22 protein-coding genes are annotated in these 25,079 nt (G+C 47.8%); 15 read left to right on the top strand and 7 right to left on the bottom strand.

Annotation, left to right across the window (positions count from 1 at the left end; genetic code table 11):
• Positions 1–17 precede the first annotated feature (17 nt).
• The 11 genes from rimP to T472_RS03070 all read left to right on the top strand — a co-directional run bounded on the left by rimP (position 18) and on the right by T472_RS03070 (position 10,153).
• Positions 18–470 (top strand): ribosome maturation factor RimP, encoded by a 453-nt coding sequence (rimP, locus tag T472_RS03120; protein ID WP_023387880.1) that lies wholly within the window; start codon positions 18–20, stop codon positions 468–470.
• A gap of 10 nt (positions 471–480) precedes the next feature.
• Entirely contained in the window at positions 481–1,557 is a 1,077-nt protein-coding gene (gene nusA, locus T472_RS03115; RefSeq protein WP_023387881.1) for a transcription termination factor NusA, read from the top strand.
• Between the two features lie 30 nt (positions 1,558–1,587).
• Positions 1,588–1,854 (top strand): RNase P modulator RnpM, encoded by a 267-nt coding sequence (gene rnpM, locus T472_RS03110; protein ID WP_023387882.1) that lies wholly within the window; start codon positions 1,588–1,590, stop codon positions 1,852–1,854.
• Positions 1,847–2,164 (top strand): ribosomal L7Ae/L30e/S12e/Gadd45 family protein, encoded by a 318-nt coding sequence (locus tag T472_RS03105; protein WP_023387883.1) that lies wholly within the window; start codon positions 1,847–1,849, stop codon positions 2,162–2,164. Before rnpM ends, T472_RS03105 begins: the two co-directional genes overlap by 8 nt.
• 14 nt (positions 2,165–2,178) lie before the next feature.
• Positions 2,179–4,263, top strand: coding sequence for a translation initiation factor IF-2 (infB, locus tag T472_RS03100; protein WP_023387884.1), 2,085 nt, complete (start codon positions 2,179–2,181; stop codon positions 4,261–4,263).
• A 15-nt stretch (positions 4,264–4,278) separates the two neighbouring features.
• Positions 4,279–4,650: a 30S ribosome-binding factor RbfA gene (gene rbfA, locus T472_RS03095; protein ID WP_023387885.1), complete on the top strand. Its 372-nt coding sequence runs from the start codon at positions 4,279–4,281 to the stop codon at positions 4,648–4,650.
• Positions 4,637–5,611: a DHH family phosphoesterase gene (locus tag T472_RS03090; RefSeq protein ID WP_023387886.1), complete on the top strand. Its 975-nt coding sequence runs from the start codon at positions 4,637–4,639 to the stop codon at positions 5,609–5,611. The genes rbfA and T472_RS03090 overlap by 14 nt, the downstream gene beginning before the upstream one ends.
• Complete coding sequence (gene truB / locus T472_RS03085; RefSeq protein WP_023387887.1) at positions 5,595–6,458, top strand: tRNA pseudouridine(55) synthase TruB; 864 nt, start codon at positions 5,595–5,597, stop codon at positions 6,456–6,458. Before T472_RS03090 ends, truB begins: the two co-directional genes overlap by 17 nt.
• Positions 6,459–6,466: 8 nt before the next feature.
• Positions 6,467–7,399, top strand: coding sequence for a bifunctional riboflavin kinase/FAD synthetase (locus T472_RS03080; RefSeq protein WP_023387888.1), 933 nt, complete (start codon positions 6,467–6,469; stop codon positions 7,397–7,399).
• Positions 7,400–7,523: 124 nt separating this feature from the next.
• The gene (rpsO, locus tag T472_RS03075; RefSeq protein WP_040906545.1) at positions 7,524–7,787 is read left to right on the top strand and encodes a 30S ribosomal protein S15; all 264 of its coding nucleotides are present in this window, start codon (positions 7,524–7,526) and stop codon (positions 7,785–7,787) included.
• A 227-nt stretch (positions 7,788–8,014) separates the two neighbouring features.
• Positions 8,015–10,153 carry a polyribonucleotide nucleotidyltransferase gene (locus tag T472_RS03070; RefSeq protein WP_023863309.1) on the top strand — a complete coding sequence of 713 codons (2,139 nt, stop codon included), beginning with the start codon at positions 8,015–8,017 and terminating at the stop codon, positions 10,151–10,153.
• Positions 10,154–10,199: 46 nt separating this feature from the next.
• On the opposite strand, the gene T472_RS03065 is transcribed toward T472_RS03070, so the two are convergent.
• Both T472_RS03065 and T472_RS19200 read right to left on the bottom strand, forming a co-directional pair.
• Positions 10,200–11,450, bottom strand: a complete 1,251-nt coding sequence (locus T472_RS03065) for a L,D-transpeptidase family protein (RefSeq protein ID WP_152975109.1) — start codon at positions 11,448–11,450, stop codon at positions 10,200–10,202.
• A gap of 272 nt (positions 11,451–11,722) precedes the next feature.
• Complete coding sequence (locus T472_RS19200) at positions 11,723–12,166, bottom strand: SRPBCC family protein (protein ID WP_023383259.1); 444 nt, start codon at positions 12,164–12,166, stop codon at positions 11,723–11,725.
• Positions 12,167–12,449: 283 nt separating this feature from the next.
• Between T472_RS19200 and T472_RS03055 the strand changes: the two genes are divergently transcribed.
• The 3 genes from T472_RS03055 to T472_RS03045 all read left to right on the top strand — a co-directional run bounded on the left by T472_RS03055 (position 12,450) and on the right by T472_RS03045 (position 16,745).
• Entirely contained in the window at positions 12,450–13,430 is a 981-nt protein-coding gene (locus T472_RS03055; protein WP_023383258.1) for a LacI family DNA-binding transcriptional regulator, read from the top strand.
• 507 nt (positions 13,431–13,937) lie between these two features.
• Positions 13,938–15,314, top strand: coding sequence for a PTS transporter subunit EIIC (locus tag T472_RS03050; RefSeq protein ID WP_023383257.1), 1,377 nt, complete (start codon positions 13,938–13,940; stop codon positions 15,312–15,314).
• A 57-nt stretch (positions 15,315–15,371) separates the two neighbouring features.
• A complete protein-coding gene (locus tag T472_RS03045; RefSeq protein ID WP_023383256.1) occupies positions 15,372–16,745 on the top strand; it encodes a glycoside hydrolase family 32 protein in 1,374 nt (457 codons plus the stop codon).
• A 38-nt stretch (positions 16,746–16,783) separates the two neighbouring features.
• Here T472_RS03045 and T472_RS03040 read toward each other — a convergent pair whose 3' ends face one another.
• The 5 genes from T472_RS03040 to T472_RS03020 are packed head-to-tail and all read right to left on the bottom strand — an operon-like array spanning position 16,784 to position 22,218.
• Positions 16,784–18,490, bottom strand: a complete 1,707-nt coding sequence (locus T472_RS03040) for an adenine deaminase C-terminal domain-containing protein (RefSeq protein ID WP_023383255.1) — start codon at positions 18,488–18,490, stop codon at positions 16,784–16,786.
• A gap of 8 nt (positions 18,491–18,498) precedes the next feature.
• Positions 18,499–19,542: an ABC transporter substrate-binding protein gene (locus T472_RS03035; RefSeq protein ID WP_023383254.1), complete on the bottom strand. Its 1,044-nt coding sequence runs from the start codon at positions 19,540–19,542 to the stop codon at positions 18,499–18,501.
• Between the two features lie 20 nt (positions 19,543–19,562).
• Complete coding sequence (locus T472_RS03030) at positions 19,563–20,600, bottom strand: ABC transporter ATP-binding protein (RefSeq protein WP_023383253.1); 1,038 nt, start codon at positions 20,598–20,600, stop codon at positions 19,563–19,565.
• A gap of 11 nt (positions 20,601–20,611) precedes the next feature.
• Positions 20,612–21,394, bottom strand: coding sequence for an ABC transporter permease (locus T472_RS03025; RefSeq protein WP_023383252.1), 783 nt, complete (start codon positions 21,392–21,394; stop codon positions 20,612–20,614).
• On the bottom strand, positions 21,394–22,218 hold the full coding sequence (locus T472_RS03020) for an ABC transporter permease (RefSeq protein WP_023383251.1): 825 nt from the start codon (positions 22,216–22,218) through the stop codon (positions 21,394–21,396). Before T472_RS03020 ends, T472_RS03025 begins: the two co-directional genes overlap by 1 nt.
• Before the next feature lie 386 nt (positions 22,219–22,604).
• On the opposite strand from T472_RS03020, the gene T472_RS03015 reads away from it, so the two are divergent.
• The gene (locus T472_RS03015; protein WP_023383250.1) at positions 22,605–25,064 is read left to right on the top strand and encodes an FtsK/SpoIIIE family DNA translocase; all 2,460 of its coding nucleotides are present in this window, start codon (positions 22,605–22,607) and stop codon (positions 25,062–25,064) included.
• Positions 25,065–25,079: the final 15 nt, after the last annotated feature.

Raw genomic sequence — 25,079 nt, 5'->3', positions numbered from 1 at the left:
GACTGGAGGTGGAAGGATTGGAAAGGCTTGAAGGAATCAAGGATTACCTTGAGAAAGAAATCAATGGGCTGGGATACGGGCTCTATCACCTGGAATATGTCAGGGAAATGGGGCAGCAATATCTGAGGTTCTACATTGAGAAGGACGGAGGGATCACTCTGGAGGACTGCGAAAAGGTCTCGAGAAGGATGTCTGACATTCTTGATGAAAAGGACCCGATTGAAGAGGAGTACTTCCTCGAAGTATCATCACCTGGTATCTTCAGGTACCTGTTCACCGACAAGCACCTGAGGGAAGCTGTAGGTTTGAAGGTGCTTGTAAAGACGAAGAAACCTGTCGATGGGGCGAAGAGCAGAAAAGGGATTCTCATCTCAGCAGGAGAGGAGACGCTTGAACTCAAGACAGAGAAGGGCAATGTCGTAATACCGAGAAACATCATAAAATCAGTGAATCTGGAAGAGGATATATAAGGAGGATAAAATGGCAAAAGAGGAAGTCAGGAAAAAAGATGAGGTGATCCTCGCCCTCAAGGCAATTGTTGCAGAGAAAGGCATAAGCGAGGCACTGCTCTTCGAGACCCTGGAGGATGCGCTTATAGCAGCGTACAAGAAAAACTATGCGAATCAGGGATCACCGAATGTCAGGGTGTCGATCGACAGGGAGACAGGGGAGATCAAGGTTTTCGCACTGAGGGAAGTAGTTGAGGAATCGTTTGATGATGCTGAGGAGATCTCACTGGAGGAAGCCCAGGCAATAAATGCAAAGTACGAGATCGGCGATTTTGTCGAGAATGAGGTTACTCCTGCCAACTTCGCGAGGGTTGCAGCTCAGAGTGCAAAGCAGATAGTCACTCAGAGGATAAAGGAAGCTGAGAGGAACATCCTCTACAGCGAATATTCTGAAAAGGAATATGACCTTATAACAGGGATCGTACAGAGGAAGGACAAGGGCAATGTATATATTGACCTTGGCAAGACTGAGACAGTTCTCGGCCCGACAGAGCAGATACCTGGAGAGACCTATGAGTTCAACGAGAGGATCCAGCTTTATATAGTTGAGGTAAAGCAGAATCCAAAGGGACCCATGATCGCGGTGTCAAGGACACATCCGGGACTTGTGAAGAGGCTTTTCGAGAGGGAAGTTCCTGAAATATTCGATGGAACAGTTGAGATCAAATCGATATCGAGGGAAGCAGGATCGAGGACCAAGATAGCTGTATACTCAAAGGACCCGGAAGTTGATCCGATGGGAGCATGCGTCGGACCTAAGGGAACACGAGTCCAGAACATAGTAAGAGAGCTTCGAAACGAGAAGATCGACATAATCAAGTGGTCGAAGGACCCTGCGGAATATATTGCTAATGCACTGAGCCCTGCAAAGGTCGTAGACGTGCATGTGGATGAGAATTCCAATTCCTGCAAGGTGCTCGTTGATGAGAACCAGCTGTCGCTTGCCATCGGCAAGGAAGGCCAGAACGTAAGGCTGGCTGCGAAGCTGACAGGCTGGAAGATAGACATTAAGAGCAAGAGGGACGAGTGGGAGCAGGTCAAGGCCTGATTCAATGAAGCCCGTAAGTGAGGTGTTTCCATGAAAACAAAGAAAGTACCAATGAGGATGTGCACCGGATGCATGGAGATGAAACCGAAAAAGGACCTTATAAGAGTTGTAAGGTCAAGCGAGGGTGAAATTTCCATCGACATGAAGGGCAAGAAACCCGGAAGGGGAGCGTATGTCTGCAGGGATGAAGCCTGCCTTAAGCTTGCGTTCAAATCAAAGAGGCTGTCGAAGAATCTTGAGGCTGAGATAAGCGAAGAGATATTTGCAGCTCTAAACGAGGCGATCAAAGGTGAGTAGGTTTTTATCGTTTCTGGGCATAACAAGAAAATCCGGCAATGCTGTCCTCGGGTACAACAAGAACGAGGAAACACTGAGGACAGGCAGACTGCATCTTCTGATAGTATCAAAGGATGCCGCACAGAATACCAAGGAAAAGTTTGTAAAACTTGCCGGCGAAGCCGGAGTGCCCCTGATAGAGGATTTCACTCCATACGAACTTGGACAGGCGCTTGGAATGGACGAAATAGCCGTGGTCGGCATAAAGGACGCTAAGATGGCTGCAAAGCTGCTTTCGATAGCCGGACAAGGCCAGGAGAACAATAAATAACGGAGGTGGTCCTATTGTCAAAAATAAGAGTTTATGAACTCGCAAAAGAGCTGGACATAACCAGCAAGGAACTGATCACAATACTGAAGGACGAGTTTGGAATAGAGGTCAAGAACCATATGAGTGTTGTCGAGGATGAAGATGCTGCACTCATTAAGGAGCTTCTGACCGGAAAGACAGAAACAACTGCTGCAGTCGAGACTGCGGTTGCGGATGAGAAGAAGACCCCATCGATAGTTGAGGTCTACGAGGAGATACTCTCCGAGGAAGTCAACAAGCCTGTCATCAAGCCAAAGAAAAAGGGCAGGAGAGATGAAAAGGATGAGTCTGAAGGAACTTCAGCAGCTGATTCCATTGAAATCGGTGATTTCATAACAGTCAAGGATTTTGCTGATAAGCTTGGGAAGCCTGTTAATGAAGTCATCAAGGCGCTCATATTCAGCGGAGTAATGGCCGGAATAAACCAGGAGATCGACTTTGAGACTGCTGCAAAGGCAGCTGCAAAGCTCAGCGTGTCGATAAAGAAATCCAAGGAAGAGTCCCTGGGAATCGAAGAGGATGAAGCTGAAGACCTGGAAGACATGAATCTTGTCAAGAGACCTCCGATAGTCACAGTAATGGGACACGTAGACCATGGCAAGACATCACTGCTCGATGCCATAAGGAAGGCCAAGGTAACTGAATCAGAGGCTGGCGGAATCACACAGCATATCGGTGCATACACGATAACGCTCAACGGTGAGAAGATAACCTTCCTCGACACACCTGGTCATGAGGCGTTCACTGCCATGAGAGCCAGGGGAGCACAGATAACTGACATTGTCATCCTTGTTGTCGCTGCAGACGATGGAATCATGCCTCAGACTGAGGAAGCGATAAACCACTGCAAGGCTGCGAATGTGCCTATAGTTGTTGCAATCAACAAGATTGACAAGCCAGGCGCCAATATCGAGAAGGTAAAGCAGGAGCTTACAGAGTACGGGCTGGTATCTGAGGAGTGGGGTGGAGACACCATATGCGTTCCAGTATCAGCAAAGGCAAAGATCGGTATAGATGACTTGCTTGAGATGGTCCTCCTGACAGCTGAAATGAAGGAGCTCAAGGCGGACTCCAACAGAAGGGCTACCGGAACAGTCATAGAATCGAAGCTTGACAAGGGAAGAGGTCCGCTTGCGACACTGCTCGTTCAGAAGGGTACTCTCAACGTTGGAGATTCCATACTTGTCGGATCGACATATGGCAGGATAAGGGCGATGTTCGATGACAAGCAGAAGAAGATAAAGAGTGCCGGTCCTTCAATACCTGTGGAGGTCCTTGGACTATCAGATGTTCCTGTCGCAGGGGACAAGTTCCATGAAGTCAAGGATGAGAAGACCGCGAGAGGAATGGCCGAAGCCAGGAAGATCAAGGAAAGAAGCCAGCTCCAGAGCTCAGTGAGGGTATCCCTTGAGGATCTGTACAGCCAGGTCAAGGAAGGAAAGATCCAGGAGCTTCCGATAATAATCAAGGCGGATGTGCAGGGATCGATAGAAGCCCTCAAGGGATCGCTAGAAAAGCTCTCTACCGATGAGATCAAGGTAAGGGTGATACATAACGGAGTAGGAGCCATCACAGAGACTGACATATCGCTTGCGACCGCATCCAACGCAATAGTCATCGGCTTCAACGTAAGACCCGACAACAATGCGGCGGCACTTGCCGAGAAGGAAAAGGTCGATGTGAAGACCTACAGGATAATATACAATGCGGTCGATGACATAAGGGCTGCAATGATTGGAATGCTGATGCCAGACATCAAGGAAGTGATCCAGGGAAGGGTCGAGGTCAGGGCTACCTACAAGGTATCTGCAATCGGCACGATTGCCGGAGCCTATGTGCTTTCAGGCAAGATAACACGAAACTCAGAGATAAGGCTCATAAGGAACGGCATAATACTTGTCGAGACCAAGCTTGCATCTCTCAAGAGATTCAAGGATGATGTGAAGGAAGTCGCTGCAGGATACGAATGCGGACTTTCCATAGAGAAGTTCAACGACATCAGGGAAGGCGACATAATCGAGGCTTTCGTGATGGAGGAAGTCAAGAGGAACAAGCTGTAGGAAGGAGGTTTTCCGATGGCAAGATACAGATCCGGAAGGATCAACGAGGAAATGAAAAAGGAACTGGCATCGCTCATCATGACAGATATCAAGGACCCAAGGCTTACTGCCATGGTCAGCATAACTGAAGTGGAGGTCACCAAGGACCTGAGCTATGCCAAGGTATATGTGAGCATATTCGGCAGCGAGAAGGAAAAGTCAGACAGCCTTGAGGCGATCAAGAACGCTTCAAGCTTCCTGAGAAGAGAGATCGGCAGAAGGATGAACCTCAGGCATACGCCTGAATTGGTCATAATGCTTGATACAACCATTGACAGGGGTATGCACATAGACGACCTGATAAGGCGGATCTCAACAGACAAGGATGACAAGAATGGGACTACTTGAAATAGCCAGGCTCATAATTGAAAAGGATAATATTGCAGTCGTGACCCACGTCGCCCCTGATGGGGATGCCGTGGGCTGCACGCTTGCTATGGTTGAGGGCCTTAGGTCCCTTGGCAAGAATGCCGTGGTGATCTCAAGGGACAGGGCTCCCGACAATCTGACATTTCTCAAACTCTACGATGAATATACTGGAACCAGCCCCAAGATACCCAAGGAGGCAGGACTGCTTATAGCGCTTGACTGCGGAAACCTTGACAGGCTTTCGCTGGACCTTGACTCTGTAGGGACTGTACCGGTCATTAACATCGACCATCATATGTCAAACGACATGTATGGTATTGAGAACCATGTCGATACCAAGGCATCCGCAACAGCGGAAATTGTCTACAGGCTGCTCGGGCTCATGGGCGTTACAATAACCAAGAGCATCGCAGAGAGCCTTTATGCCGGGATTGTTGCAGACTGCGGATCATTCAGCTTTGAGTCTACAACCGGCGAGACACATATCATAGCCAAGGAGCTTATGGAGACTGGAATTGATTTTCCGATGATTCACAGGATACTCTTCAAGACAAGGGATTTCGCAAGGCTCAAGCTCATGGGCAAGGCCCTGCAGTCACTCGAGGAGCGTATGGATGGCTTTGTGACGTTCATGTATCTCAATGCAGAGGACTTCAACAGCCTTTCTATCTCTGACAGGGACTCAGGGGACATCGTTAACTACGGGCTTGAATCGAAGACATGCGATGTGTCAGTGCTTCTCAAGGAGGCTGAAGGGTTCTTCAGGGTAAGCATCAGGACAAAATCACTCCTTGATGCAAGAGCCATATGCGAGGCGTTTGGCGGCGGCGGACATGTTCGCGCTGCCGGTGGTAATATCAAGGCTGCGGACGTTGAAGATGCCAAAAGGCAGATTCTTATGATAGTGGAAAGGATGCTGCCTGATGGACGGTGTGATTAACATATTCAAGCAAAAAGGGGAAACCTCATTCAAGTGCGTATCGAGAGTCAGGAAGGCCCTGAATGTAAAAAAGGCAGGCCATACCGGAACTCTTGACCCTGAGGCTGAAGGAGTCCTGCCCATATGCGTTGGAAGGGCTACCAAGCTTGTAGACCATATAATGGGTAAAGAAAAGACCTATGTGGCAGGCTTCGAGCTTGGATTGGTTTCTGACACCCTGGATGCCTTTGGTGAGGTAACGGCAACTTATGCTGTGATACCACCGGAGGATGAAGTCAAAAAAACATTTGCAAAACATATCGGGAAAACCCTCCAGACTCCGCCTATGTACTCCGCCTTGAAAAAGGATGGGGTAAGGCTTTATGAGCTTGCAAGGAATGGCATTGAGATCGAAAGGGAAGCCCGTGAAATAGAGATAACATCGATAGAACTTCTCTCCTTCGATGGGAGAAAGGGTTCTGTAAGGGTTGACTGTGGAAAGGGCACTTACATAAGGAGCCTCATAGATGACGTCGGAAGGGAGCTTTCCTGCGGTGCCATCATGACAAGCCTTATGAGGGAACGGACAGGCCCGTTCTCCCTGGAGAATTCAGTTACAGTGGAAGTTCTTGCAGATGAACCGGAAAAGCACCTGATCCCCATGGAGGAAGTCCTGTCAGAATATGACAGCCTGATTATTCCGGAAGGCTTCAGGAAGCTTCTTGTCAATGGAGTTAAGATCAGGGACACCAGAGTGACAGGCATGGCAAAGGCTGGAACATACAGGGTCTATTCGGAGGAAGGGGTATTCCTCGGTCTCGGAGAACGCCTTGAAGATTTCTTCTACCTGAAGCTCAATCTAGTGTGAGGTTGAAAATGATAGTAATAGATGAGACATACAAGGGAGAACTGAATGAGGGGACATACATCGCCCTGGGAAGCTTTGACGGGCTTCACATGGGACACATGTCGCTGATAAACAGGGTAGTGGATGAAGCGCTTGCAGACGGGGTCAAGAGCATGGTTTACACATTCAAGAACCATCCTCTGACAGTCGCCAAGCCTGAAGCAGTACCGAAGCTCCTTATGGACAACGAGCAGAAGCTTCATCTTCTTGAAAGCTCGGGTATAGATGTAACGGCTATGATTTCTTTCACGAAGGGTTACATGATGACCGGACCTGAAGAATTCATAACCATGCTCATGGACAAGTACAATGCCAAAGGCATCGTTGTTGGCTTCAACTACAAGTTCGGCTACAAGAACAGGGGGAACGTGGATTCCCTTAGGGAGCTTTCCCATAAGTATGGCTTCAAGCTGATGGTTCTTGAAGCTGCAAAAATGGATGAGGCAGTCATAAGCTCAACAAGGATCAGAGACCTGATCATAAACGGACATGTCAAAGACGCAAACACCATGCTTTTCGAGCCCTTCATGCTGAGGGGGACCGTCGTAGGCGGCCGCAAGATAGGAAGGAAAATTGGCTTCCCCACTGCGAACATGACCTATGACAACAAGTACCTGATACCCAAGATAGGAGTCTATTACACCAATATCTGGGTGAGGGGAAAGCTGCACAGGGGAATAAGCTCCGTTGGCTATAACCCAACAATAGACGAAGGCCAGAGGCTTACGATAGAGACCTACATACTGGACTTCAACGAGGACATATATGGCGAAGAGGTCAGGCTCTACTTCATGGAATACATGAGGGGTGAGGTAAAGTTCGAAGGACTGGATGCGCTTATTGCGCAGCTCAACAAGGACAGGGACTACGCCGCTGAAAAAGAATTGGCCCATCTTCTGTAAATAATTTACAGAGTAAGGCGCGTTGTGGTATAATGCAATTTGGAACCAAGTTCTATGATATTAGGATTGCCATCTTTTATCTTGGGCTTAGGGGATTTTAAAATTCAGGAGGAATGAAAAAATGATGGACAAGGCAAGAAAGCAGCAGATCATCGCTGAAAATGCGAGACACGAGGGAGACACAGGCTCACCAGAGGTGCAGATAGCTCTCCTTACCGACAGGATCAACTCTCTCACAGAGCACCTGAAGGAACACAAGAAGGACCACCACTCAAGAAGAGGACTTCTTATGATGGTCGGACAGAGAAGAGGACTTCTCAACTACCTTATGGCTGAGGATATAGAGAGATACAGAACTCTAATAGCAAAGCTTGGAATAAGAAGATAGTTCAGTTTTAATGCCGAGAGCCTGCTTAAGGTAAAGCAGGCTCTTTGTATATCACTTAGCCGGATCATGCAGAGGGAAGCCAATAACCATATCTTTCCAAAATTTTTTAAAAACCAAAGCATACATCAGAGTCTGCATGTTTTGATTTTTAAAAAATTGTGAGGATAAGGTATGGCGGAGCCCGACTGCATCGGTTCGAGAAAAAAACGATTGCAAGGAGGTAAATCATGCATCCAAAAAGAGAATTGCTTGTAGCTGGAAGAAAAATAGGTGTGGAGTTCGGTGAAAACCTGGGAATGCTCTCAGATACCGCGCTGTTCATGAGCTATGGAGAAACTGTAGTGCTTCTGAACACGAACGCATCTGAAAAGCCGAGGGATGGAATAGACTTTTTCCCTTTGTCGGTGGATTATGAAGAAAGAATGTACTCCGTTGGAAAGATCCCTGGCGGATTCATCAAAAGGGAAGGAAGACCAACTGAAAAGGCAATACTTCACGGAAGAGCCATAGACAGGCCGCTCAGGCCACTGTTCCCCAAGGGCTACAGGAATGACGTCCAGGTCATTGCCACGGTGATGTCCGTTGAGACAGACAACCTTCCTGAAATACTCGCCATAAACGCAGCTTCAACAGCACTGCTTCTGTCATCCGTCCCATACACCACTCCGCTCGCCGCAGTCCAGGTAGGACTCATCGACGGAGAGTTCGTGCTTAATCCTACATCAGCTGAAAGGGAACAGTCAAAGATGTTCCTTACTGTCTGTGCGACAGAAGAAAAGGTAATGATGATCGAAGCAGGAGCACAGGAAATAGACGAAGAGACGATGATCAGGGGAATAAACTACGGCTTTGACGCCTGCCAGCCTATAATCAACTTCCAGAAGGAGCTCTGGGCTGAATTCGGAAAGGAAAAGAAGGTCCCTGTACTCTACACACTTAATGAAGAGGTTGAGACTGCAGTAAGAGCCTTCGCTACCGAACCGATGAAGGCTGCCATGCATATAGCTGACAAGGAAGAGAGAGCGAAGGGAATAGATGCTGTAAAGGCTTCAGTTTCCGCAGAATTCTCCGAGAAGTTCCCTGAAAAGAAATATGACATATCAGAAACTCTTTACAACATCCAGAAGGAAGTTGTTAGGGATATGCTCATATTCGAGAAGAAGAGGGTAGACGGCAGAAGGTTTGACGAGATAAGACCACTTGCTGCAGATGTATCCATACTCCCAAGGACTCACGGCTCAGGACTGTTCACAAGAGGAAACACCCAGGTGCTTGCAGTCGCAACCCTCGGTGCCATCGGCGACGAGCAGATACTTGACGGCGTAGGCCAGGAAGAGTCCAAGAGATTCATACACCACTACAATTTCCCATCGTACTCCGTTGGAGAGACCAGGCCTATGAGAGGTCCTGGAAGAAGGGAAATCGGACATGGAGCACTTGCCGAGAAGGCGCTTGAGCCGCTCATACCGGACGAGGAGACCTTCCCGTACACTATAAGGCTTGTATCTGAGGTCCTTTCATCGAACGGATCCACTTCACAGGCTTCAGTGTGTGCATCAACACTTGCCCTTCAGGATGCCGGTGTGCCGATAAAGAGGCCTTGTGCCGGAATAGCAATGGGACTCTTCACAACTGACGACCTTGCACTTGAGGAAGTAATCACTGACATCCAGGGAGTCGAAGACTTCTTCGGAGACATGGACTTCAAGGTAGCAGGAACCACAGAAGGAATCACTGCGATCCAGGTTGACACCAAGCTTCACGGACTTTCAGAGTACTGCATAAGGACCGCTATTGAAAAGGCGAAGACTGCAAGACTTGAGATCCTCAAGGTGATGGAAGGCGCAATAAAGGAATCCAGACCGGAAGTTTCGAAGTACGCTCCTAAGATATTCATAATCAGGATCGACCCTGAGAAGATAAGGGACGTTATCGGATCAGGCGGAAAGACAATCAACAAGATAATCGCGGAGACTGGAGTAAAGATAGACATTGAGGATGACGGAAAGGTATTCGTCGGAGCCCAGGATATCGAAAAGGCCAAGGAAGCGATAAGGATCATCGAGGGTATCACAAAGGATGTAGTACCGGGTGAGCTCTATCTTGGAAAGGTCACCAAGATCACAACCTTCGGATGCTTTGTTGAGATACTTCCAAACAAGGAAGGACTTGTACATGTATCCAAGCTTGACCTCAAGAGGGTTGAGAAGGTTGAGGATATCGTTGCTGTAGGTGACGAGATACTCGTAAAGGTCACTGAGATTGACAACCAGGGAAGGATAAACCTTTCAAGAAGGGACGCTTTGCATGACCTCGAGAAGAAGGAAAAGGAAGCGAAGGAAAAGGAAGCCTCAGAGAGCAAATAGCAAAAAGAGCGGACCGCGAAAGCGGTCCGTTTTGCGTTCAGCAAATTCAGTTCACATAGACTGTAGTTCCGTATGGCATGTTGTCATAGATGAATTTCGCATTAGCCAGGGATACCCTTACACAACCCTTTGACAGGTACATACCAAGCCTGCCGTCAACAAGGTTCAGGTCCCAGTCGTAGACTACGGAGTGGATCAGGAAATTCCCGTAGAACTGGGTGTAGTATCTGCATATCCATTCCTCATGGTCAGGGACTGTGAAGTATCCGCCCTTTCCTATGACGGAGAAGGTTCCCTTGATTGTAGGTGTTGACGGCTTGCCTACAGTGCACCTCATGTCCTTTATAAGCTTCCAGCTGCCAGCTGATCCCTGGAATATGTACAAGTGTGTTGTAGGAGTGCTGACCCAGATGAGATACTCTGATGGGCTGGACAACCCCTTGTTGTTCACGAAGGTCTCGGCTTTTGATGCTGATAGCGATGTGGCTGCCGGAGGTCCCGAGTACCTGGTCTTTGATGTTGGTTCAAGTGCAAGCTTCTGATATGTGGCGCCATCTGCGACTCCGGTCACTGGTATACCGTTCCTCTTCTGGAAGTCCTTGAGGGCCCAAAGTGTTGCATTACCGAAGATCCCATCCAAAACCAACCTGTAGTTGAACCTGTTAAGATAAACCTGAAGCTCCAGGACTTCATCACCCCTTGCACCCTTCGTAAGAGGAAGCTCTGAGGAAGGTCCTGGGAACCTGGTGGAATCCGTAGGTTCAAGGCTGAGCTTTTCGAGGGTCATGGCATCAGCGACACCTGTGACCGGAAGATTGTTCCTGTTCTGGAAATCCCTTACCGCCCATTGGGTAATGAGGCCGAAGTCACCGTCAATGGAGAGCTTGTACCCGAAAACAGTAAGACGGGTCTGTATGTCCTTGACGATCTGTCCATGGGTACCAACGCCGTATGTGACTGGAGGCACAGGTACTTCCGGAGCGGGTGGAACCTCTTCAACAGGTTCAGATGGAGTGTCTGGAACTGTCGGCTCAGTCGGAACAGTTGGTGTTACAGGAGCTGTCGGTTCAGCAGGAACTGTTGGTTCAACTGGCTTCCCTGAAGGTTCTGTTGGTTTTATGACTGGAACTGTTTCTGATGGAACAGCTGGAGTTGCCGTAGGATCCGTTTGCGTTGGAACTGTTACAGGATCGGTAGTTGTAGGAACAGCAGGTCCAGGTGAGCTGCAGCCGATAAGAGCATAGAAAAGTACCGGAACAAGCAAGCTGAAAGCTATAAGATGTTTAGTGCCTTTCATTCTAATCACCCCAGGCATAATACTTGACCTCTGGTGCAAAATCCTGAAGCAGAGCACAGTCATGTCCTTCCCTTCAAACTCATTGTACATTGATATTTTCTCAAATGGATTACATATTAATTAAACAGGAGGGTTAAATTCTCAGTTTAATATTACATAATAAATAATATGGACTTTGAAATATTGTCTGCCTGCTGGTGGGACAATGCCGGTATTTTGACCTGACAAGCAATAAGGAGCCCGGAAGGCTCCTTATTGACTGGTTTCCGTTGCTATCCTTCACAGAAGACCTTGAGGTTCTCCAAAGTGTGGACAAGGTCATTGTCTTTTACCTTTTCGATGAGAAGCTTGTCGGCGATCCTTCCGATGATCCCTGCAGGAAGGGTGTATTCCAGCTCAATCTCAACTTCAGTTCCGCCGTCTCTTGCAGTGTAGGTGAAAATCTGTTTGCCGGTGATGTTGCCCTTTATAAGGCCTGCCCATCTGCACAGTTCTGGTGATGAAAGGTCCTCTGTGACCTCAACGATTGTAGGGACGTGCATTCCGAACAGGTTATACATTGAATGGATGACTGACCCGACTCCGCCGTCGCCCTTCTCAAGCTTTATCTCGCTAAGGTTTGCATACCACTGTCCCCATTTTAGGGGATCCCTCGCAAATGCATAGATCTTCTCAGGTGTTGCCTTGATGAAAAGGCTCTTCTTGTTGATATGCATGGTACACTCCTTTCCATGCCATGCTGGCATGACAGATGCAGAATTTAAAGGAAAAGCAGAAAATGCGCAAATGCATGTAAATTTGCCGAAACCTGTCAATGTTTCCAATTTAAATATACATGCATATGATTTCATAGGTTTATACAGGTTGTAAAATTTCTGTAATCTAGAGGTATTTGACAGAAGGATTATTAGTGAGGGATGAATTGGATTCTGCAAACTGTTCATGTATTTGTTTATATGTATATGGTATGATGAAAATGTCAGGAAGGGGGATTTTACTATGGTTACGATCAATGATATCGCGAGACTCGCGGGAGTTGCGAAGAGCACCGTATCAAGGTATCTGAACGGTGGGTCTGTAAGTGCGAAGACCAAGGAAAAGCTGGACAGGATAATCGCGGAAACTGAATATACACCAAATGCATTCGCGCAGAGCCTTAAGTCCAAGAAGCCCAGCATGATCGGAATAATAATCCCCAGGCTTAATTCATATGCAACCAATGAAATCCTGTCAAGCATAGACGAAGAACTCAGGAATAAGCAGTATCAGCTTCTGATCACCAATACTAATCAGGATATTGGCAGGGAGATAGAGAATATCAATACCCTCTCCAGACAGAAGGTGGCTGGCATCATAATCCTTGCAACGGTCATAACTCCTGCACACATGAAGGCGATCAGGAGCTCAGGGCTTCCTGTCATATTCCTCGGGCAGAAGGCCAGGGACTCCTATTCGATAGTGCATGATGAGGTTGAAGCTGGCAGGAGCATTGGACAGCATGCAATTGACCTTGGACATAAGAAGATACTTTATGTTACTGTCTTCGAGGATGATGTGGCTGTAGGGCAGCTAAGGAAGAAAGGGGTGCTGGATATCCTGACAGAGCACAAGGACATTGAAGTCAAGGTAATTACAAGCGACTTCAATTATCAGAAGGCATATGAGCAGGCTCTTTCGTACCTTCCGAAAAGTGATGCAACATACTGCATCTGCGCGACAGACAACATCGCGCTTGCCGTATACAAGGCTGCTTTGACACTTGGGAAAAAGGTTCCATCGGATATATCAATTTCAGGCTTTGGGGGATATGACATTACAAACCTTGTGACACCTTCGATAACCACCGTGAAGTATCACTACAAGGAGATGGGCAGGATAGCGGTGGAGAATATGATCAGACTTATTGATGGAGAAGAGGTGCTTAAATGCATAACCCTTGGAAATGAATTCCTGCCAAAGGAATCTACCGCAAAACTATAGATGTTGGTATGCTAACCGTGATTTAGGATCGCGGTTTTTATTTTTATTTGCAAATGGTCGCTGAAAGCGGGAGCGGATCAGGGGTCAGATGATTATGGAAGTGACCGAACCGGTTCCGAAGACGAATCAATCATTGCTTCATCTTGGTTTTTAGTTTGCTATTTGATGAAGGCTCAATTCAAAACAAATTAATACTTTAACAATCATCTGAGATATTTTGATGAAAATGCTAATTCGGAAAGCAAGGCTTTACTTTCCGGGAATATACGTTTACAATGGCATTAAATAGAACCGGTTCCAAAGACAAAACAAAAAGCAAGGAAGCTGAACCAAAACTTAAGATATTAAAACCCGTTGGTATGAAAAGAGTATGGATGCATTTATGATTAAGTGTTTCATTAAGTCAACTGTAATAAGTTAATTAAGTTGCAAAAGTATTGGAAATTACGGAACCGGTGCCTGTGAGTGATGACTGCGTTTTACCCTGATCCACGAGGAGGAAATGTAATGAAGAATGAAAAGACAATCAAGAGCCTGCTGGAAGCAATCGGAGGAATCGACAACGTAAAGAACTTTGAAAACTGTGCCACACGTCTGAGGATAATACTCAAGGACAATGCTCTTGTAGACAAGGAGAAGGCGGAGAACGTACCAGGAAGCAAGGGTTATTTCTTTAATACAGGACAGCACCAGTTCATATTCGGTACCGGAAAGGTAAATGAGGTGTTCCAGGATTTCAAGGAATACACAAGCCTTGATGCATCGGACTTCAAGGGTGATGTGTACGCAAACATGAATCTGGGACAGAAGATTGTAAGGACTCTTGCAGACATACTGATACCGCTCATACCGGCACTTGTAACTACAGGACTCCTGATGGGAGTAAGGGGTCTTCTGCTTGAACTGGGAGTGGAGTTCGGTTCTACCGGACTCAGCATATTCCAGATGCTTACAGATACGGCATTCGCATTCCTTCCTGTCCTCATAACATATAGCGCTACGAAGAAATTCGGAGGCAATCCGATAATAGGTATTGTCGTAGGTCTCATGATGGTAGCTCCGCAGCTTCCAAATGCATGGGTTGTAGCAGGCGGAGGGGCAGAGCCGCTTTATGTTAGCCTCATTGGACTCAGCATACCTCTTGTTGGCTATCAGGGATCGATCATACCGGCAATACTCGCAGGTCTCCTAGTATCTAAGATCGAGAAGAAGCTCAGGACCTTCGTACCGCAGATGATAGACCTTGTAGTGACACCTTTCTTCACACTTACGATCACCATTTTCCTGATGCTCTTCATTCTCGGACCTGTAACTCATCAGCTTGAAGTGGCGGTCACTGATTTCATAATTGTTCTCATTGAAGCACCTTTGGGAATAGGATACATAATATACGGAGCGCTGCAGCAGCTTGTTGTCATAACAGGACTGCACCACTCACTCAGCATCATAGAGCTGCAGCTTCTGGCTGACACTGGAAAGAATGTACTCAATCCGCTTGGAACAGCAAGCATGGCTGGCCAGTTCGGAGCAGCGATCGCAGCTGCGATGCTCATGACAAACAAGCTTAAGAAGAGCAATGCGCTTTCATCTACAACATCAACGCTGTTTGGAATCACAGAGCCTCTGCTGTTTGGCGTAAACCTTAGAAGCACCAGGATATTCGTATCAGGAATGGCTGGAGGAGCACTTGGCGGACTTGTGACATACATCCTCGGACTCAAGGCGACTGGAATGGGTATAACCTTCATACCTGGACTCCTACTTTACACAGGAAGCTCGGCAAGCCTTATCCAGTACATTATTGTGATCGCTGTGGCCTTCATCACCGGATTCGTCCTGGTGAAGGTCCAGTCTAGGAAGATAGCTTCAGATATCAACCAGTAATATTGAAAGCAGCAGGGCGTCCTTAAGAGGATGCCCTGTTGGAGAAGGAGGGTCCATATGGGACTTGAGGCAAACAAATCAATGGAATACCATGTGCTGCCACCAAAGGGTCTCCTGAATGACCCGAACGGGCTGATATGCTATAAGGGCATATATCATGTGTTCTTCCAATGGAATCCCCATGGCACAGACCATGGATTCAAATATTGGGGTCATGCGACATCAAGGGACCTTGTGAACTACGAATACCATGATGCGGCTCTTGAGCCTGTAGACTGGTTCGATAAAAATGGATGCTACTCAGGAAGTTCCATCGAGCACGATGGGAAGCTGTATCTGTTCTATACAGGAAATGTGAAAAGCGATGAAGGCATTCGTACAAACTACCAGTGCGCTGCCGTATCAGAAGATGGAATGAGCTTCAGGAAGATCGGACCGGTAACAAGGCATCCCGAAGGATATACTCAGCACATGAGGGACCCGAAGGTGATGAAGGGTGAGGATGGATCGTTCTATATGGTCCTCGGTGCGCAGAGGGACGACCTTACCGGTGATACTGTAGCATACAGGTCAGCTGACCTTATCACATGGGAGTTCCTTGGGTCGATAATGTCAGTCAGGGAAAAGCTTGGCTACATGTGGGAATGCCCTGACCTTTTGAGGCTTGAGGGCAAGGATGTGTTCGTGTTCTCGCCACAGGGTCTTGAACCGGAAGGCGACAGATTCAACAACATATTCCAGACAGGCTACTACACAGGATGCTTCCAAGGTGGCAGATTCCACTGGGACGGTCAGCCCTTCGAGGAGATGGACAAGGGCTTTGAGTTCTATGCTCCGCAAACCTTCGTGGATGGACGTGGAAGGACGATACTCTTTGGATGGATGGGCACAATGCCGTCAGAGATGGAAGCAGCCATGCCTACAGTCAGGGAAGGGTGGATTCACCACCTTACACTGCCGAGGGTCATCAGCTTTGAAGGTGGAAAGCTTATCCAGACGCCTGTTGAGGAGCTAGTGGGACTAAGATGTGAAAAGGAAGAGAAGCATGGCAGAAGTATGGACCTTGATATTCCTGACAGGGCATATGAGTTGAACATCAAAATCAAGGGTCCTTTAGATACCTTTGGTCTTGTATATCGGAACGAGGTACGGCTAAGTTTCGAATCAACTGAAAGAAGGTTTACGGTAGAAAGGACTAACTGGGCAACTTCACTCCGTGAAGTAAGAGGTGTGAAGCTGGATGGAGCCCTTGAGAGCATAACAATCTATACTGAAGAGACCTCCATGGAAATATTCATAAACGGAGGAGAAGAGGTGTTCTCCCTCCGATACTTTGCAAAGGATGAAGACAGGAACATATCGATGGAAATAGAAGGCGCTGAAGCTGGTATTGAAGCAGTATCATACAGGCTGGAATCAGGCAGGGAATAGTTAAAGGCGGAAGCTCTTATGGAGCCTCCGCCTTTAAACTATTCCAAGTATTCATCAATAAGCGGGATCATTTTCTGGGTCCTTGTTTCCATGATCCCCTTGTCTGTTATCTTGATTTCAGGTGATACAGGGAGTGACAGGGTCGAGAATGACATGATCTCATTCGTGTTGTCGTACCCAAGCCTTCTCATGGCTTCCCTGACTTCCTGAAGGCTTTTTCCAAGCTCTTCGATTGGGGACAGGCTCACTATTCCTCCGACTTCAAGTCTTGCTTCGGCAGTGACTCTGCCATTTTCCACAACCACATAGCCGCCCTTGATGTCAAGGAGCCTGTTCTGGGCGATTGCCATGTACTTCCTGCTTGTTCCCATTACCATTACATTGTGGTGGTCATGGGCCCAGGTGGTTGCGATCGCACCTCTTCCGCTTATGGCATTCTCTACCAGTCCATAAGCCGTATCTCCTGTTTTTCCGTATCTTTCCATGACAGCAATGAGTGCTGAGCCAGATGATTCCCAGTCGAGGATGCCGTTTGAAATCGTGACCTTCTTCTGGATCCTCGAGGTGAAGGTGCCTGCCTTCTGGATCGCGATGCAGTTGACAAGAGCTGTCCCGGTTCCCGATGCATTTATCGTGAAGTCTGCTGCAGCTGCCCGCCTGCACATTATCGAGTCAAGGAACCTTTCAGGGAAGCTGTGTGTGTGGCTTCCTGCACTAACCTTCCCGACTTCTTTGCCTTTCTTGAATACCTTATGTATCCTGAAGCCCTCAAGGTCTTCGAGGAATATGAAGTCAGCGAGCTTTCCCGGAGCAATGGAGCCTCTGTCCCTTAGTCCCATGCGCCTTGCTGGGGTATAGGTAGAGGCATAGACAGCCTTTTCTGCAGGAAGTCCGAATGCTATCGCTTTCCTTACGATCCTGTCAAGGTGTCCTGTCAGAAGCTTGTCTGCCATGACATCGTCGGTTATAAGGGCGAAATGCTCATAGAAGCTGTTCTCAACGAGTACCCTGATATTCTCTTCTGTTATGGATTTTTCCTGGATCTCCAAAAACATTCCGTTTGAGATCTTTTCGCTGATCGACTCAGGTGACTGCTGTGTGTGGTCCGCATCTATTCCGTGGTATAGGAACCTGGAGAGGTCAAGTCCTGTTACCCTTGGACAGTGTCCCTCGATTGCAAGGGTGGGTTTTATTTCATTGCAGAGCCTTATGATCCTGTTGGAAAGGGATTCCTCGTCAGTCACTATGTCCTTGAAGTTCATGACTTCACCAAGGCATAGGACCCTTGGGTCCTCAAGGAGAACTCTTATCTCATGAATGCCGATCTCTCCGCCTGTGGTTTCAAGTATTTTGCTTGTGGACGGCACTGAGCTTGGTATCCCGTAGAAGATGTCGAGAAGTGTCTCCTCCTCCATGAATGCCCGGATTCCTTCGATACCGAAGACATTGGCAATTTCGTGAGGGTCTGCGACCACCGTCGTGACACCATGTGGAAGTACAGCATCAGAAAAGATGCCTGGTACTGTCATGGAGCTTTCGATGTGCATGTGTATGTCGATAAGCCCCGGTATCATGTGCATCCCTTTGGCATCTATCCTGACAATAGCAGAAAGGCCCTCTTCGGGGCCTTCTGATATGTGCAGGAATCTGCCGTCCTTTATGTACACTGACTTCTCAGTGAAGCTGTGGGTGAAGGCGTTGTACACCTTCGCATTTTCTATTAATAGGTCGACCGTTGATTCCATGGATTCACCTAGTTGTTGAGGGTCTTGTTCCAGGTATCGACCCATCCTGAAAGGATCGGATTTACGAATGAGTAGTCTATGGTCTTTGCATTCTTTGCCACATCGCCATAAGTCTTGTTCTTTGCAGTCTCAGCGTCAAGTACGACTCCTGAATTTACAGGTGCTTCGTTGAGTGACTTGGCTGTAACAGTCTGAAGTTCCTGGCTTATTCTCCAGTTGATGAACTTGTAGGCAAGCTCCTTGTTCTTGGAGTTTACGTTGATGTCGATGGTGTTGAAGTTCGCATAAGTGCCTGAAGCCGGAACAACATATTCAACTGCAGGGTCTGCTGCCGATATTATCGGAATCGCGAAGTCTCCGACTACTGCTACCGCAATTTCACCGGATTTGAACATGTTTGCGAGGTCTGATGACTTGGCATATGTCTTCACTATGTTCGGCTTGAGTTCAGAAAGAGCCTCGAAGCCTGCAGCTCCGTCGTCAGTCTTGATGTCAACGCCCTTGTAGTCGCTTGCGACATGAACCATTGCAGGTCCGAAGGTTGTAGCTATGTCTGGTATGGATATCTTTCCTGCAAGTGAAGGATCCCAAAGGTCTTCCCATGAATCGATCTCCATGCCTGCAGCTTCCTTGTTGTAGATTATGCCGATGCTGTTGATGGTGTAGGCCGGGCCGAATCCCTTGTCAGTTATTCCCTTTGTGCTCTCTATGAGCTTTGCCGCATTAGGTATCTTTGAATAGTCGATCTTCTCGAAGAGACCCTTCGCATAGCCTTTTGCCGCGGTTGCCTGTGACAACTCGATGAGGTCTACGCCTGCTGCCGGATTTGACTCAAGCTTGGTGTACCTCTCTGATGTAGTTCCTGTCTCGACGATGATCTCTACGTTGTTGGCCTTCTCGAAAGGCTCATAGATATCCCTTGTCACGATATCCTCGCTGAGTCCGAAGGTCGATATTACAAGCTTTGTAGGCTCCTCGACCTTCTTTGCGCATCCTGCGAGCACTGTTACTGTAAGGGCAGCGGTCATTACGATTGCTAGTACCTTTTTCATTGTTAACTCCTTTTTTCTGGTCAAACCAGTATTATTTTATTTGATGGAAGATTAAGCAGAAGCTCAACTCCCGGTTCTTTGACATTTTCGTCAGGCCCGTTGACTATGATTTTACCAAGTGCGGTTTCAACCTCATACTGGTAGCTCTTGCCGAGGAAGGTCCTGACTTGAACCTTGCCAGTAATCATATTGGCTGTTTTTTCAGATGACGCTTCAAGGATCTCGATGTCATCAGGCCTTATGGTACCGAGTACCGGGCCAGCTGAAGACTCTTCTGCCTTGAACAGGCTTCCGTCCTTCGCCCTGAACATTCCGCTTTCTGCAGGCTCAAGCTCTATGAAGTTCTCGAAGCCTATGAACCTTGCAACGAATTCTGTGGCCGGCTTCTTGTAGATGTTCTCGGGAGTGTCATACTGTTCGATGACCCCCTTGTTCATTACTGCCACCTTGTCCGAGATGGAGAAGCATTCCTCCTGGTCATGGGTGACGAATACTGACGTTATGCCCAGCTCCTTCTGTATCCTCTTGATCTCAACCCTCATTCCTACCCTGAGCTTGGCGTCAAGGTTTGAGAGTGGCTCGTCAAGGAGGAGAAGCTTTGGTTCTATGACAAGGGCTCTCGCAAGTGCGACCCTCTGTCTCTGACCGCCTGAAAGCTGCCTTGGGTACCTGTCTGCAAATTCCGAGAGATGAGTCGAATCGAGGATGGCATTTACCTTCCTGTCAACTGTCTCGGGACTTTCCTTCCTCAGCTTCAATCCGAAGGCTATGTTTTCCTTGACCGTCAGATGGGGGAAGAGGGCGTAGCTCTGGAAAACCAGTCCGAAGTTCCTCTTGTGTACAGGTATCTTGGTCATGTCTTCACCTGCGACTGTAAGGGTTCCTTCCGAAGGCTCTATGAGTCCTGCGATTACCCTAAGGGTGGTTGTCTTTCCGCAGCCGCTGGGGCCGAGGAGGGAAACGAGCTCACCCTTGTTTATTGAAAGGTTCAGTTCCTGGAGTATCCTTGTTTTCTTGTCGTAGGTGACTCCTATGTTCTTAAGATCCAAAAATGACATTCGAAAGCCTCCTATTTGTTGACCGCTGAGATTCCCATCGTCTTTTCGATGAGGAACATCAGGACTACAGTGCCTGCCATAAGCAGCACTGACACAGCTGAAACGGTCGGGTCGTAATAATATTCGATGTAGTTCATGAGTGCTGCGGGCAGCGTCCTTACTCCTGGTCCCGACAGGAACATGGAAACAGGTATGTTGTTGAAGGAGTTGATGAACGCGAGCATGAATGCGGCAAATATGGCAGAGGTGAGGTTTGGAAGGACGACCTTCATGAATGCCTTGAGCTTTCCGCATCCAAGGGTCCATGCGACCTCCTCTATGGAAAAGTCGAACTGTTCAAGGCTTGACCCCACGACCCTTATGACATAAGGGACGGATATGAGGAAGTGTCCAAGCAGAAGCCCTGAATAAACCTCGATTCCAAGTGATACGACTATGAACTGATAGAGCGAGTAGCCAACAACGACTCCGGGAACTATCGTCGGAGACAGGAAGAAGCTCTTGATCCTGCTTTTTCCGGGAACTTCAGACCTTGAAAGGGCGTATGCTGCCGGAATCCCGATGATCAGTGCCAGTATGGTAGCTGCGAGACCTATCTGAAGGCTCAATGTGAAGCCAGATACGAAGGTCCTTGAAGCGAATATGTTGCCGTACCATTTAAGCGTGAATCCCTTTATTGGGAATTCTATTGTTGAACCTTCACCGAAGGAAGTCACAATGATTATCGCCAGCGGTATGAACATGAACATGAATACAAGGAAGGAGAATGCTGTAAGGAGCCTGTTCTTTCTCATTAAGCACCCCTCCTGTCAAGTCTCTCAGCAAGGGTGTTAAGCAGCTTCATGACTATCAGAGTGGAAAATATCATGATTGCAGCGACTATGCCTGCACCATTCCAGTCTCCAAGTGTCATTGCCTTCTGGTAGATGAAGGTCGCGAGCATCATGTTCTTGTTTCCTCCAAGAAGCTGAGGTGTGGTATAGGCAGTCATGGCGCCTGTGAATACAAGGACGCTTCCGACAAGTATCCCAGGCATGCTCAGCGGAAGGATGACCTTCATGAACACCTTGCCGCGACCTGCACCGAGAGTCTCTGCAGCCTCGACGACCTCAGGCTCGATGTTTTCCATTACACCCACAAGGGTGATTATCATTATAGGAAGGAACAGGTATACGGTACCAACCAGAATTGAAAACTCGGTGTATAGCATTGTTATCGGTGCAGATACAACTCCAGAAGCAACCAGAAGGTTGTTTAGCACACCGTTCTTTCCCAGTATGTTTATCCATGCGAAGCTTCTCACCACTGAATTGGTCAGCATCGGGAACATTGAGAGTGCCATAAGGAAGCTTCTCATGCTCTTTTTTGTCCTTGAGATGTAGTATGAGGTGGGAACTCCCAGCAGTATGCATACCACAGAAGCTATTGCGGATATCCTTAGGGTCCTTGCAAGTATCTTCAGGTTGAACTCATCCTTGAAAAAGGCAATGTAGCCCTCGAACGTGATTCCGCCGACATAAATTGTGGGCCATAGAATGCTCACAAGAGGCAGCACAAGGAAAAGTGACAGAAGTACGAGTCCGGGAGCAAGGAAAAACAAAGCGTTTCGTTTGTTCATCAAAATTCCTCCGGTAAATTGTCATTAACGAATAGGATTTACAATGTGCACCAGAATCAACTTCATAGTCAGCCCTGATACACATGGTATTATATCTGATTCCGAATCAAAAGACAAACAATTAGCGCGAAAATCTGAAGAAAATTCGTGTTATGAGAGTATCTGATATTATCGTCGAGTACGGATATTTCGCTTTCATATCATTTAAGTTATTGTTTTCTGACCCGGAATAATCCCGAAAGTGCGGCGCTGTTTCTTCCGAAGACTCACCTGTCATGATTAAATGCCGCAACAGGCCTTATTCCATTTCAAATAATCTTGAATATATGCTAAAATTATACTCATGATAGGCGGCTATACATCCGCCGCAGGAAGGAGGGGTCCATTTGAAGGAAGCTGCAAGGAAGCCTGCTGCCAGGACAAGCGCCAAGACGAATGCGAAGGCTTCGACTGCCAAAAGAAGCGGAACCCGAAAGACATCTGGGAAGGCTGCAGCAAAGAAGAAGGATGACATATTCGGAGGAGAGATTCTTGGCCTTGCCCTGACGGGTACTGGCATATTCATAGGAGTGACACTATTTTCCGGAAATTCAGGAGTTCTCGGCAAAACCATAGGTGAAGCTGTATTCGCTGCGTTCGGAATTACTGCATACACTGTGCCTTTTCTGTTCCTTTTGTCAGGTGTTTCACTGATACTGAGAAGGCCTGGTATCTTTTCAAACAAGAGGACCTATGGTGCCATGCTGCTCCTGGCGACTGTTGCGATGATCATGTCACTCAACAGGATGGAGAGCATCCATTCTTCGGGTTTCTTTGCAACAATGAAGAATCTCCTTAACATTGAAGACAGGAATCACGGAGGCATACTGGGCCTGGTTTTCGCTACTCCTCTATACAGACTGATCGGGCCGGTAGGAGCATACATCGTCGCAGGGTGCCTTGCCATTTTGTCCGGAGTGCTGATCTTCAACACTACAGTCTATGACTCATTGAAGAAGGGCAACCAGGTTAGGCTTGCAACCAAAGACATGATGATGAAGAGGACCCTTAACAAGGAAGTCAAGGGTGCGGGGAAGCTTGAGGAAGAGAAGCGCATAGAAGAGAAGATGAAGATCCTCGACATAATGAAGAAGGGTGAGGAACCTAAGGCAGAGGTCATAAGCGAGGTAAAGCCAGACCTCATCCAGCCCGATCCTGAGCGGTTCCAGAAGAGCCCTTTCATAAATGTGCTTGAGGAGAAGATCCAGAAGGAAGAAGCGAGGGCTGAAGAAAAGAAGCCTGAGATAATAATTCAAACCGCACCTGTAGAGGTGGTACTCCATGAAGAGCACGAAGAGATAGAGGAAGACCTTGAGGACCTGGTGCCTCTAAAGGGGCAGCAGATCGACATCGACATAGAGAGTGTCGGAATAAAGGAAAAGCCAAAGCCGAGGTACCATTACCCCGAGATCGGGCTGCTTAAGGAAAACATCAAGGGAATGCTTGAACGGGAGGACATGACTGAGATAAGGGACAATGCCAGGAAGCTTGAGGAGACGCTCATGAGCTTCGGGGTAGAGGCACATGTCATTAACGTATCGAAAGGACCTTCTGTCACAAGGTACGAGCTCCAGCCTAAGGCAGGGGTCAAGGTGTCGAGGATAGTGAGCCTTTCCGACGACATAGCACTCGGGCTTGCCGCAAGCGGAGTGAGGATTGAAGCTCCTATTCCTGGAAAGGCCGCGGTGGGAATAGAGATTCCTAACCGCGAGACGACTCCTGTTTACCTCAGGGAAGTCATAGAGTCGAAGGAGTTCCAGAAATCGACCAAGAAGATTGCGGTAGCACTTGGAAAAGATATTTCCGGAGAGAGCATCATAGGCGACCTGACAAAGATGCCCCATGTGCTTATAGCAGGAGCGACTGGATCAGGAAAGTCGGTCTGCATAAATTCCCTGATAATATCGATACTTTACAAGTACAATCCTGACGAGGTCAGACTGCTCATGGTGGACCCGAAGGTCGTCGAGCTGAACGTCTATAATGGAATACCTCATCTGCTGATACCTGTGGTAACAGACCCGAAGAAGGCTGCAGGCGCGCTCAACTGGGCAGTAAATGAGATGACGAGAAGATACCAGAGCTTTGCCGAATATGGCGTGAGGAACATCGAAAGCCATAATGAGCTCGCAAAGAAGAAAAAGGAAATTGCGAAGCTTCCATACATAGTGGTAGTCGTTGACGAGCTTGCGGACCTTATGATGGTGTCTGCCAACGAGGTCGAGGACTATATCGCAAGGCTTGCACAGATGGCCAGGGCTGCAGGGATGCATCTTGTCATAGCTACACAGAGACCTTCAGTCGATGTCATCACCGGAGTCATAAAGGCTAACATACCTTCAAGGATATCCTTCGCTGTCTCCAGTTCGATAGACTCGAGGACTATCCTCGATTCAGGCGGAGCTGAAAAGCTTCTTGGTAAAGGAGACATGCTTTACTATCCTGTCGGGGAACAGAAGCCCAAGAGAGTCCAGGGCGCTTTCATCTCTGAAGAGGAGGTTGAAGCCATAGTGGCGAGGATAAAGGTTCCTGATTCGGAGCTGTCATATAGCGAGGAGATCATCAACCATATCGAGAAGGGCAGAGAGGACGGAGAGTCCGAGGAAGACGGAGACGAGCTCTTCGATGAGGCTGTGAAGGTAGTGGTCGAATATCAGCAGGCATCCACCTCATTCCTTCAGAGAAGGATGAGGATAGGTTACAACAGGGCCGCCAGGATAATGGACCAGCTGGAGGAGAGAGGCGTAATATCCGGCAAGGATGGAGCCAAACCAAGGCAGATACTATACAAGAATACAGATATTTAGGTCCGGGATCAGCAG

Origin of the sequence: Youngiibacter fragilis 232.1, from assembly GCF_000495435.3 — a bacterium.
Classification (GTDB): Bacteria; Bacillota; Clostridia; order Clostridiales; family Clostridiaceae; genus Youngiibacter; species Youngiibacter fragilis.
The sequence above is the reverse complement of the archived record's forward strand: the minus strand, read 5'-3'. Positions and strand labels throughout refer to the sequence as shown.